Here is a 12051-nt window from a genome sequence, read left to right on the forward strand (position 1 = left end):
GCTTTTTAAGCGCGCGCCGCGGGCGCGTCACTTTCTCAGCGTTCCGTTACAGGAGATCTCATGAGCCAGTATGACAAAATTACTCTCAAAGATGGTAGCTATCTGTATTTTAAGGACTGGGGTGACCGCAGTGGACAGCCTATTGTCTTCAGCCATGGCTGGCCGTTAACGGCAGATGCCTTCGAAGATCAGATGCTTTTTCTTGGATCGAAAGGATATCGGGTGATTGCCCACGACAGGCGCGGGCATGGGCGCTCCGCGCAACCGTGGGAGGGACACACGATGGATCAGTATGCCGACGATCTGGCTGAACTGACCGCACACCTGAACCTGCAAAATGCGGTGCACGTCGGTCACTCGACTGGCGGTGGCGAAGTGGCGCGTTATATTGGGCGACACGGGACGCAGCGGGTGGCGAAAGCGGTATTGATTGGCGCGGTGACGCCCATCATGGTGAAAACGGATTTCAACCCAAACGGCGTGCCGAAAGAAGTGTTCGACGGTATCCGTGAAGGCGTTGTCAATGACCGTGCCGCCTTTTTCTATGAACTCACTGCCGCATTCTACGGCTATAACCGTCCGGGAGCGAAAGAGTCGAAAGCCGTGCGGGAGAGTTTTGTTGAGCAGGGATTACAGGGCTCGATAAAAGCGCTGTACGACTGCATTAAGGCGTTCTCGGAAACGGACCTGCGCGAAGACCTGCGCAAAATGACCATTCCGACGCTGGTCATTCACGGTGATGACGATCAGATTGTCCCATTTGAAACCTGCGGCAAGGTAGCGGCGGAAATACTGCCTGATTCTCAACTGAAGGTTTATGCGGGCGGTTCCCACGGCATCTGCACCACCCATAAGCAGCAGATAAATCAGGATCTGCTCAACTTTATTCAGTCGTAATCTTGAACGGATTGCTCTACGCTGATCCTCTTCCATCAGGGGGATGAGCGGAGCGCATTTCGTGCTTCGCCGACGTTAAATTCATCAGAGAATACTATGTATTTCTATCAACCCTCGCAGGGACACGGCTTGCCGCACGATCCGCTGAATGCTATTGTTGGCCCCCGGCCAATTGGCTGGATCGCCTCTCAGGACAGCGCTGGCCGGGATAACCTGGCGCCTTACAGCTTCTTCAACTGTTTTAATTATCATCCGCCCATTATCGGTTTTGCCAGCACCGGCTGGAAAGACAGCGTGCGTAACATCATGGAAACCGGCGAGTTTGTCTGGAATCTGACCACCCAAGAGTTAGCCAGCGCGATGAATGAAACCTCTGCCAGTCTGCCGCATGGCGAAGATGAATTTTTTGCCGCCGGGCTGACGAAGGCGGAAAGTCGGCTGGTGAAAGTGCCACGGGTTGCGCAAAGCCCGGTGAATTTTGAATGTCGCCTGTCGCAGAGTATTCAACTGACGACCGCGCAGGGTGAAGCCATCGAAACCTGGCTGATCCTCGGTGAGGTCGTCGGGATTCATATTGCCGAAACGCTGCTGGAAGAGGGGATTTATCAGACCGCAAAAGCACAGCCCGTGCTGCGCGCCGGCGGCCCAACGGCCTACTATGCGATCAGCGAGTCGCACCGTTTTGATCTGGTGCGCCCGGATGCGCGTGCGAAACGTTGATTTTTGACCCGGTGCGGATTTCACGCCGGGTTAAAAGATCAATAACCCACTTTGTCGATGACGAACTGTTTACCACAGTTTCCCGGATGGGGCTGCGGGGCAAACGAGTCGGCGGAGAGCGGCGCATTGATGGCGCTGGCCTTCAGTGAGAGCTGGATCTCCGTCAGATAAGCCGGATTGCCGTGACAGCTTAGTTTAACCGCTTTGACGGCCTCTTTTCCCCAACGTCGGGCCACCGCTGCATCGAAGGCGCGGCGACTGACGCTCTTACCGTAATTCTCACCCAGAAATGCCCCTAACTCGCTGGCCTTGATCTCTTTATTCAACCGCACCATGGTGCCGAAGTACGCGTCCGGATCAAAGCCAAAGCAGGCGCCGTGTTTTGCGTATTCATAGCGTTCGAGACAAGAACGACCGCCCGCTCCCGGCATCACGTCGCTGAGTTTGGCGGCGGTTTCCAGCGAAAGCCCTGTTTCTGGCGCGGAACATTTACGACTGGCACGAGCTTCCGGCAGATTAGGAATCGGACGCGTGGCGCAGCCAAATCGCATCCAGCGGCGTTCATCGACTCCGCGCGAAGCGACCGATTTCGGCAACCCCGGCCACAAACCGTGAACGGTCAGAAAATCAACTTTGTTGGCGGTCTCTTTTTGCAGGCGACACTCGTCAGGTTCACGGCGGTCACGCTCGTGCTGGCTCTGGCAGAAGCCCGTCTGCCAGGAGAGCGCCAGCACATAACGGTCGAAGTCGCCGTACTGCGTTGCCTGTAATTCGTTGGCGGCTGCGGTAGAAAGGGGGAGGAGTGGGGCGGCGAGCCACACCCATTTTTGCCAGGTCGGTTTCATGATGATTCTGAACTTATATAAAATCTGAATAGTATCTATTTAACCATAAAAAAAGCCCGCGAGGTGTCTTTACCCCGCGGGCCTTGATCCATTCAGCGTTTTAGGTCAGAACTAGCTCCACATCGCCAGAATCGGCCAGCCAACCAGCAACAGCATCGCAATGTAAATCACCCCGAAGATGGCACCAAGACGCCAGTAATCTTTGGATTTTACATAGCCGCAGCCGTAGATGATGACGCCAGGGCCTGTTGCGTACGGTGTCAGACAGCCCATGATCCCGATGGACAGCACCAACAGGATACACAGATGTTCCATCGGTACGCCCGGGATACCTTTACCGACCGCCAGAATAACCGGCAGCATGGTTGCCGTGTGCGCCGACAGGCTGGCAAACAGGTAGTGAGCAAAGTAGAACACCAGCACCAGCACAATTACCGTCGCGTTAGGCGAGAACCCTTCCAGATGGGTGCTCATTGTACCGGCAAACCAGTCAATAAAACCGGAGCGGGTTAAACCGTTTGCCATGACCACGAGGGTGGCAAGGTTCACCAGCGTGTTCCAGGCGCTGTTGTATTTGGTAATGTCTTTCCACGGCACCACATGCAGCGCCAGCATCAGAGAAACGGCTAACAAACCGACGGCGGTGGCGTCGATCACTTCACCGCCAAAGACCCACAACCCTAAGCTCAGCAGAACCAGACCGATCAGCGTCCACTCTTTACGCGTCAAGGTCCCCATGGTTTTGAGTTCGTCGCCCGCCCAGGCAGCGACTTCCGCACTGTGTGTGACTTCAGGTTTGTAGAGAACATAAGAGAGCCACGGCGCAACGATCAGTAAAATGATACCGACCGGCAGGAAGCTCAGGAACCACTGCAGCCAGCTAATCTGCACACCGGCGATTTTGCTGACAAATTCCAGACCCAGCACGTTTGGCGCTGCACCCGTAACGAACATCGAAGAACTCAGGCTGGTACTGATGACCATCATCCACATCAGGTAACCGCCGATACGACGTGCGGATGGATCGTTCGGGAACGATTTAAACAGCGGCGGCAGGTTTTTGATTACCGGGAACACGGTGCCTCCGGTACGGGCGGTGTTGGATGGCGTAAACGGCGCCAGCAGAATATCGATGATGACAATCGCATAGCCCAGCGTCAGGGTGCGTTTGCCCATGAATTTCACCAGGAACAACGCGATACGACGGCCAAGACCGGTGACTTCGTAGCCCAGCGCGAAGATAAACGCACCGAACACCAGCCAGACGGTGGTACTGGAGAAACCCGCCAGACCCCATTTCAGCGCCTGTTTACCGGCATCGAATGCCGGGTCCGCCAGCTCTTTGGCATCAAACAGCAGGTAGTTGCTACCAATCACGCAGATGGTCACGGCGATAAAGCTGATCGCGGTAGCCGGGATCGGCTCCAGGATCATACCGACGATCATCGCCACGAAAACGGCGAAGTAATGCCATGCCTGAGGGGGCATGCCGTCCGGGACAGGGATAAGAAACATGACGCCCATGACGACCAGGGGGGCCAACAACTTCCATATACTATCTTTCGATAAAGACATAAGTGATTCTCCGGAAAGGATCTTTTCAATAATTGTGTAAATGTTTAACTTGAGATATCTGGGCTAAAAACCACGTGACGATCAGCAGGTCGGCACTGCCGCCAGGGCTGAGATTGCGTTCAATGCAGTGGCTGTCGAACTGATGCAGATGATCGAGATCGGCGGGGGTTCGGATGCCCCCTTGTTGTAACAATGCGTTTGCCTGTTGCTGTATCCAGCGCAGTCCTGCCGCACCGCCGCGCGAAGCCACGTTGGTATCGCCGTTGCGCGCAATCAGTAGGAGTAAGGTGTCCAGCAGCGCCAGCTCGGGATCGCGTCCCTCGGCTAACAGGGCGCGATAGTGCGGAAGTGCATGGCGGATAACCAACGGATATCCCGCTTCGGCTTCGCCGCGTGCGCCGGTTAATCCCAGTTGCTGATAAAGTCGTTGACCTGCCGTGAGTTGTTGATTGTTATTGCGCAGTTCGCGCTCGGTCAGGCCGCGGCAAAAGCGGGCGGCGGTGGTACAGATCGTTTCCGGGGTAATGGGTTGCTGCTGCTGGTGCAGACGGCCAATGGCGGCACACAGCAGACCGAGAGAAAAAATGCTGCCTTTATGGGTGTTCACACCCGCGGTGGCGCGAAACATGTCCGCTTCACAGGCCATACCTAACGGGCGTAAGCCGGTTAGTACGGCGTCGGCCGGCATCTGCGCACAGCATGCGCCATATTCAATAAAACGCGGCAGCCAGGCCTGAATCGCCAGCGCGCTGCGGTGAAAATCCGTCAGCGACATGTCTTTATGCGCGCCGCAGTTCAGACGATCGACCAGCCCGGGTTTTGGCGACAGGTTGACTTCCGTCAGCATTGCACGCCACGCCAGATGGCCGTATGCGTCAAACAGCGTACGGGGAAAGGGGGTGGTTTCAACGGGCATATTGGGAATCGGCAGCATGCAGCAGCGCCTCCATGTGGGTGATCAGAGCGGAGAGCGTATGCGTTTTGCCACGCGCGCATTCGGCAGCGCTCTGCTCGCACAGCAGGCAGCGGCGGGCAGGAAGGGCAAAATGGCGGCGGGAGAGAATTTCACCTCCGGGGGTGAGCACATCGATGTCCCACAAACGTCCCAGAGGATGGGTTTGTTCGAGCTCAATGGTCGCGAGCTTGATGTCACGGGCCGGTGCCTCAATCGAGAGCATGCCTTCCGGCCCGCTGGCTGAGGCCAGTGCAGCCTGCTCCCTGATATGCCAGTCCGCCTGTGTCGCCAGCGTACGCAGGGCAGTCACACCATGATTAAAGAGGCGACGGGTGAGCTCGCTGTCTTTAATCGGGCCAGGCGCTACCACGGTAAAGGAGACCAGTGGAATGGGATGGCGCGCCAGCCAGACATGTTGCCGTGCTTGTCGTTCATCCCGGCTGACGAGCAGCTCGGGAATTGAAACCGCATGGCGGGTGGCAAGTTCAGGGAGCAGGTGCATGGCTTATTCCTTCACCTGATGAACAACATCGATCACCGAACCGTCGCGATAGCGCACCACGGCAATCACACGGTCGGTGAATTCGATGGGACGTGGTTCGCCAGTGAGCTGTTGCGCCCGTTCACGCAGCCACTCGATGGAGACCACCTTCATCCCGGCTTCTTTCAGACGTTCCGCCAGTTCCGGACGTGCCGGGTTAACCGCAATACCATGATCGGTAACCAGAATATCGACGCTGGAACCCGGCGTGACGCAGGTCAGCACGTTATCTACCAGCGTCGGAATGCGACCACGTACCAGCGGTGCGACAATGATTGACAGCGCAGCGGCGACGGCGGTATCGCAGTGGCCGCCGGACGCGCCGCGAATGACGCCGTCAGAACCAGTTAGCACGTTGACGTTAAACTGGGTATCGACTTCCAGCGCACTCAGCACGACCACGTCCAGACGGTCAACGGAAGCCCCTTTTGAACCCCAGTTGGCATACTGGTTCGCGCTGATTTCGATGTGATTCGGGTTGCGTGCCAGTGACTCTGCGGCGTTGCGGTCGAAGCTCTGTACGTCCAGCAGTTTGCGAATCAACCCTTTTTCATGCAGATCGACGATGGTGGCAGTGATACCGCCCAGCGCGAAATCTGCACGGATATCACGGCTACGCATTTTGTCTTCCAGGAAACGCGTGACCGCCAGTGAGGCGCCGCCGGTACCGGTTTGCAGTGAAAAACCTTCTTTGAAATAGCCGGAGTGGGCGATGACCTCTGCCGCGCTGCGGGCAATCAGCAGTTCGCGCGGGTTGGTGGTCATTCGGGTGGCGTCAGCCCCGATTTTATCGGCATCGCCGACCTGGTCTATCTGCACAATCAGATCAACCTGATCCTGAGTAATGCTGGCCGGGTTGTGCGGATAAGGCAGCAGTTGTTCCGTCAGTAGCACCACCTGGCTGGCGCTTTCAGCGTCAACGCGGGCATAGCCGAGTGAGCCGCAACATGCTTTACCGGTATAGCCGTTAGCGTTACCGAACGGATCGCAGGACGGAACGCCGAGGAAGGCGACGTCAATGCTGAGCTCGCCGCTCTGTACCAGATGCACGCGGCCGCCATGAGAGTGAACCTGAACGGGTTCGGCGAGCAGGCCGCGAGAGATCTCTTCTGCCAGCGGTCCGCGCAGACCCGAGGTGTAAATACGGCTAACGACGCCGTTACGGATATGGTCGACCAGCGGCGCGTGGCAATCGCTCAGAGAGCTGGAAGCCAGCGTCAGGTTTTTAAATCCCATGCTGGCGAGGGTTGCCATCACCAGATTGATGGTCAGGTCGCCGCCGCGAAACGCATGGTGAAAGGAGATAGTCATGCCATCCTGCAAACCGGAACGGCGGATCGCCTCTTCCAGGCTGGCACACAGTTTTTGATCGCGCGGTTTCTGTTCCTGCAGGGCCTGTTTTGCGGCGCGGGTATAGGTGGAAAGGTCGCTTTCAGCCTGGCGGCTCCAGGCCGCTACCCGTTCCTGTCGTTGAGACTGTTCGTTTTTCTGGGTCATTGTTTTTGCCTTATTCTTCGCGGATGCCGGAAAGTTCTGCACGGGAGAGCACCAGACGTGCGCGCTCGATCACCGGGCTGTCGACCATCTTGCCGTTCAGGGAGACCACCCCGAGGCCTTCGCGGGCGGCGGCTTCTGCGGCGTCCACGACCAGACGCGCGTGCGTCACTTCTTTTTGCGTCGGGGCATACAGGTTGTGCAGCAGGTCAATCTGGCGTGGGTTGATCAGCGATTTGCCGTCAAAACCCAGCTGTTTGATGTGGGCGGCTTCGTGCAGGAAGCCTGCTTCGTTATTGGCATCGGAATAGACGGTATCGAAGGCCTGAATCCCGGCAGAGCGCGCGGCCTGCAAAATGGAGCAACGGGCAAACAGTAATTCAGTGCCTTCTGGCGAACGCTCCGTGCGCAGGTTGCGTACATAGTCTTCCGCGCCCAGCGCGATCCCGATCAGACGTTCAGAAGCGTGGGCGATTTCCACGGCGCGGGTGATGCCTAACGGTGACTCGATGGCGGCCAGCAGACCCGTGCTGCCCGGCTCGCGACCGCAGGCTTTTTCAATGCGCAGAATTTCGTTTTCGATATCGATAACATCCTGAGCGGTATCGGTTTTCGGTAGACGGACCACGTCAGCGCCGCCGCGAACGACGGCTTCCAGATCGTTGATCCCCCATTCAGAATCCAGCGCATTAACGCGCACGATGGTTTCGACGTCGTGATACAGCGGATGCTGCAGCGCGTGGTAGACCAGGCGACGAGCGGTGTCTTTTTCACGCAGCGCGACGGAATCTTCCAGGTCAAACATCAGGGCATCTGCCGGATAGATAAACGAGTTGCTGACCATTGCGGCATTGGCGCCGGGGACAAACAGCATGCTGCGGCGAGTGCGCGTTTTGCGCTGTTGCAGAGAAGCGGAAATCATGGGCGATCCTCCCAGGGCAGGGCCGGGATGCCGCTGGCGCGCGCCAGTAATGCTTCCAGTCGTGCACGTAAAATGCAGTCCAGTGCGCCTTTATCATCGACATTCAATTGCACGCCGCGCACGTCATACTGCGCCAGAACATCCAGAATGGTGGCGCGAATGGCCTCGCCAAACTGTTTCTCAACGCTGCTGTTGATCTGCAGGTCAATCTCCTGCGTATCGAGAGGGGCGATGCGTATCATCACATCACCGGACTCAAGTGTGCCTGCGACGGCAGCCTGGTTTATTTTCATTTTTCACCTGTTACTAATGCGGGGGTCTTTTGGCGGACTGTCGCGTGAGCGGGTGTGCGCTCAGGCATGCTTTGCAGGTATTGCAAAGTGGCTGAAGGCACCAGCGACGCGATAGCCGTGAGATCTTTTTTCACGAGCAGTTTGCGTACCAGAGAGGCTGAGATCGGCGTCCCCTGGAAACACAGTCGCTCGATTTCCACCAGTTCAATGGGCGGGGCGGGAAGAGTTGGCGTTTCCAGCCAGAAACGCATGTCGTGGTTATACTGGGCGGTTACGCCGCAAAAGGGTTCCGTTCCGACAAAGCGATGGGTGATCCCCAGCGCGGGTGCCAGATACTGACGGAAAATTTTTAAATCGATTTCGGTGTAGCAATGGTTGATGACGCTCTGTTCTTTAATGAAGTAGCACGGGAACGTGGCGCGCGAAATGATGTATTCCGAACCGCGATGAACGGTGAGGTGCGGGATGTCCGCGGTGCCTTTGAGCACCAGGTCGAGTCGGTCCTCATACGGGAAACGGGAGGTATCTTCTTTCACCAGGAACAGATGAAGCCAGTCGCACTGCGCCGCTGCCTGTTGGATTAAATAGCGGTGCCCATTGGTGAACGGATTGGCATTCATCACGATGCAACCGATTTTCTTGCCGTCATGACGCAGTTTGCTCAACGACTCCGCGTAGCGTTTCAGTCGTGTGGTGCTGTTTTCCATTAGCACCATGATGCCGGGAACGCGGGTCAGCGTTGAAAATCCGCACTGCCGGAACAACGTTTCATACTCAGTTTTGGTATAAATGAAGAGATGTGTGCAGTGCCTTTCGTAGGCGAGATTGATCAGTTCTGTCGCCAGCGTGAGCGCTAACCCCTCGCCGCGTACCGATTCGCTAATGGCTACACACTTGATGATATTTCCGGCGATACCGCCGCAGGCGATGAGTTTTTCATCACGGGTCACGGTAATAAAAACTTCAACGGTGGTATCGACGCTCAGATCATTCTCTTTCAGGAATTGCGTGATCGCCGCCATTTTTATATTTTCTGAGCGTTTGACGCGCGTGAACACATTATTACCAAACATAGTAGATAAGTCCTGAAGATATATTGTTGTTGCCAGCTTTGTGCGTATGTTGTATGAAAAAACCATTTGATAACGTTTTGTTTTCATTCCGGGAAAAAGACGATTTTGCAACGATCTATTTCTTTTTTTCCCGAATGCATACATCGTAAGGAGTATTTTTGAGATAAATTTTGATTTATTTCACAAACACTTAGATGGTTTTTATGGGTTTAATGGTTTTAAGTTTTTTAATTATTCTTATCGCAGATTGTGACGTGGAGTTAAGTGACTTAATTGATTTAATGTGGTGAATCTGTAACGATCGTCTTTATTCTCTGCGTATTCGAATAAAACATTTTTATTACATTTGTTGGCGATCTCTACCGAATAATGCCCGTTAAGGAACAGTCATGTTGGTTCAAAAAAATAAAAAGCCGTTTTCTTTTTTTCGCCGACTGGCATTTCCGTTGCGCATTTTTCTGCTTATTCTCGTTTTTTCGGTGTTCATTATCGCCGCGCTGGCACAGTATTTTTCCGCCAGTTTTGAGGATTATTTAAGTACGCATGTCCGTGATATGGCGATGAACCAGGCGAAGATTATCGCGGCTAACGATAGCGTCATTGCGGCGGTGAAGGACCGCGATTACAAACGACTGGCCTCTATTGCCGGTAAACTGCAAAGCGACACCGATTTTGACTATGTGGTGATTGGCGATAGCCACTCTATCCGGCTTTATCATCCTAACCCGGAGAAAATTGGCTACCCGATGCAGTTCACCAAACCAGGCGCGCTGGAGAGGGGAGAGAGCTATTTCATTACCGGGACGGGCTCCATCGGCCTGGCAATGCGGGCAAAAACGCCAATCTTTGATGATGGCGGCAACGTTATTGGCGTGGTCTCCATCGGTTATCTGGTCAGCAAAATTGACAGTTGGCGGCTGGACTTCATTCTGCCGATGGCCGGCGTGTTTGTTTTGCTGCTGGTGATACTGATGTTGCTTTCCTGGTTTTTTGCCGCTCATATCCGCCGTCAGATGATGGGGATGGAACCGAAACAAATTGCCCGGGTGGTTCGTCAGCAGGAAGCGCTATTCAGTTCTGTTTATGAAGGGCTGATTGCCGTTGATCCGGATGGTTATATTACGGCCATTAACCGTAGTGCGAGAAAGATGCTTGGCCTGCGTTCGCCAGGTCGACAATGGTTGGGCAAACCGATTCATGAGGTGGTGAATCCATCGGATTTCTTTACCGAACAGATTGCCGAAAGGCGTGTGGACGCGATGGTCAACTTCAATGGCCTGAGCGTTATTGCCAACCGTGAGGCGATCCGGTCAGGCGATGAGTTGCTGGGGGCGATTATCAGCTTTCGTAGCAAAGATGAAATCGCCACCCTGAACGCGCAACTGACACAGATTAAGCAATATGTGGAGAGTCTGCGAACGTTGCGCCATGAACATCTAAACTGGATGTCAACGCTCAATGGCCTGCTACAAATGAAAGAGTACGATCGGGTCAGGGAGATGGTGCAGGGGGAATCGCAGGCGCAACAACAGTTGATTGACAGCCTGCGCGAGGCGTTTGCCGATCGCCAGGTGGCGGGCCTGCTGTTTGGTAAGGCTCAGCGCGCGCGTGAACTGGGTCTCAAAATGACGATCGTTCCCGGCAGTCAGCTCCAGCAGCTGCCGGAAGGGCTGGACAGTACCGAGTTTGCGGCGATTGTCGGGAATCTTCTCGACAACGCGTTTGAAGCCAGTTTGCGTACCGGGCAGGGGAATAAGGTTGTGGAACTGTATCTGAGCGATGAAGGCGATGATGTGGTGATCGAAGTTGCCGACCAGGGATGCGGCGTCCCTGAGGCACTGCGCGAAAAAATATTCGAACAGGGTGTAAGCACCCGTTCCGATGAGCCGGGTGAGCACGGCATCGGACTGTACCTGATTGCAAGTTATGTGGGGCGCTGTGGCGGAACGATTACTCTGGAAGATAACGATCCCTGTGGCACCTTATTCTCTCTTTTTATTCCGAAAGTGAAAAAGAACAATGACGGAACCATTAACCCTATTAATCGTTGAAGATGAAATGCTGCTTGCCGAGATGCACGCAGAGTACATCCGCCATATTCCCGGTTTTAATCAGATCTGGTTAGCCGGTAATCTGGCGCAGGCGAGAATGATGATTGAACGGTTTAAACCGGGTCTCATTTTGCTGGATAACTACCTTCCGGACGGGAAGGGGATCTCACTGTTGCATGAGCTGACGGCGTCGCATTATCCCGGCGGGGTGGTCTTTACCACCGCGGCCAGCGATATGGAAACGGTGGCCGACGCGGTACGCAGCGGGGCGTTTGATTATCTGATAAAACCTATCGCCTATGAGCGCCTGGGGCAAACGCTCACTCGTTACCAACAGCGCAGACGGATGCTGGCAGAAAACGACAGTGCCAGTCAGCGACAAATTGATGAGATGTTTAATGCCTATGCGCGAGGCGAGCCGAAAGATGAACTGCCCACCGGCATTGATGCGCTAACGTTGAATGCGGTTAAAAAGCTGTTTGCTGATCCTCAGGTACAGCACACCGCCGAAACCGTTGCGCAGGCGCTGACCATCAGCCGTACGACCGCCAGACGGTACCTCGAATATTGTGCCAGTCGGCATTTGGTTATTGCGGAAATTGTGCATGGCAAGGTGGGGAGACCGCAGCGTATTTACCACGGTTAATGGCGGCGTATGGCCGGATGAGGCATCGTGCGCCATCAT

At 55.1% G+C, this 12051-nt stretch carries 12 protein-coding genes; 4 read left to right on the forward strand and 8 right to left on the reverse strand.

Annotation, left to right across the window (positions count from 1 at the left end):
* Positions 1-60 precede the first annotated feature (60 nt).
* A complete protein-coding gene (locus AL479_RS16120) occupies positions 61-897 on the forward strand; it encodes an alpha/beta fold hydrolase (protein ID WP_061076800.1) in 837 nt (278 codons plus the stop codon).
* 96 nt (positions 898-993) lie between these two features.
* The gene (locus AL479_RS16125) at positions 994-1617 is read left to right on the forward strand and encodes a flavin reductase family protein (RefSeq protein ID WP_061076801.1); all 624 of its coding nucleotides are present in this window, start codon (positions 994-996) and stop codon (positions 1615-1617) included.
* A 38-nt stretch (positions 1618-1655) separates the two neighbouring features.
* On the opposite strand, the gene rna is transcribed toward AL479_RS16125, so the two are convergent.
* From rna to citC, 8 genes are all read right to left on the reverse strand, one after another.
* A complete protein-coding gene (rna, locus tag AL479_RS16130; RefSeq protein ID WP_061076802.1) occupies positions 1656-2462 on the reverse strand; it encodes a ribonuclease I in 807 nt (268 codons plus the stop codon).
* A 111-nt stretch (positions 2463-2573) separates the two neighbouring features.
* The gene (gene citT / locus AL479_RS16135; protein ID WP_061076803.1) at positions 2574-4037 is read right to left on the reverse strand and encodes a citrate/succinate antiporter CitT; all 1464 of its coding nucleotides are present in this window, start codon (positions 4035-4037) and stop codon (positions 2574-2576) included.
* A 25-nt stretch (positions 4038-4062) separates the two neighbouring features.
* Positions 4063-4971 carry a triphosphoribosyl-dephospho-CoA synthase CitG gene (gene citG, locus AL479_RS16140; protein ID WP_061076804.1) on the reverse strand — a complete coding sequence of 303 codons (909 nt, stop codon included), beginning with the start codon at positions 4969-4971 and terminating at the stop codon, positions 4063-4065.
* Positions 4943-5494, reverse strand: coding sequence for a citrate lyase holo-[acyl-carrier protein] synthase (citX, locus tag AL479_RS16145; RefSeq protein ID WP_061076805.1), 552 nt, complete (start codon positions 5492-5494; stop codon positions 4943-4945). Before citX ends, citG begins: the two co-directional genes overlap by 29 nt.
* Positions 5495-5497: 3 nt before the next feature.
* Positions 5498-7030, reverse strand: coding sequence for a citrate lyase subunit alpha (gene citF, locus AL479_RS16150; protein WP_061076806.1), 1533 nt, complete (start codon positions 7028-7030; stop codon positions 5498-5500).
* Between the two features lie 10 nt (positions 7031-7040).
* Positions 7041-7949 carry a citrate (pro-3S)-lyase subunit beta gene (citE, locus tag AL479_RS16155; protein WP_061076807.1) on the reverse strand — a complete coding sequence of 303 codons (909 nt, stop codon included), beginning with the start codon at positions 7947-7949 and terminating at the stop codon, positions 7041-7043.
* Positions 7946-8242 carry a citrate lyase acyl carrier protein gene (citD, locus tag AL479_RS16160; protein WP_061076808.1) on the reverse strand — a complete coding sequence of 99 codons (297 nt, stop codon included), beginning with the start codon at positions 8240-8242 and terminating at the stop codon, positions 7946-7948. The genes citE and citD overlap by 4 nt, the downstream gene beginning before the upstream one ends.
* Entirely contained in the window at positions 8239-9315 is a 1077-nt protein-coding gene (citC, locus tag AL479_RS16165) for a [citrate (pro-3S)-lyase] ligase (RefSeq protein WP_061076809.1), read from the reverse strand. Before citC ends, citD begins: the two co-directional genes overlap by 4 nt.
* A gap of 389 nt (positions 9316-9704) precedes the next feature.
* Here citC and dpiB point away from each other — a divergent pair, with 389 nt between their 5' ends.
* Positions 9705-11366, forward strand: a complete 1662-nt coding sequence (gene dpiB / locus AL479_RS16180; protein WP_061076810.1) for a sensor histidine kinase DpiB — start codon at positions 9705-9707, stop codon at positions 11364-11366.
* On the forward strand, positions 11335-12012 hold the full coding sequence (gene dpiA, locus AL479_RS16185) for a two-component response regulator DpiA (protein ID WP_061076811.1): 678 nt from the start codon (positions 11335-11337) through the stop codon (positions 12010-12012). Before dpiB ends, dpiA begins: the two co-directional genes overlap by 32 nt.
* Positions 12013-12051: the final 39 nt, after the last annotated feature.

The sequence above is a fragment of the Citrobacter amalonaticus genome, from assembly GCF_001559075.2.
Taxonomy (GTDB): domain Bacteria; phylum Pseudomonadota; class Gammaproteobacteria; order Enterobacterales; family Enterobacteriaceae; genus Citrobacter_A; species Citrobacter_A amalonaticus_F.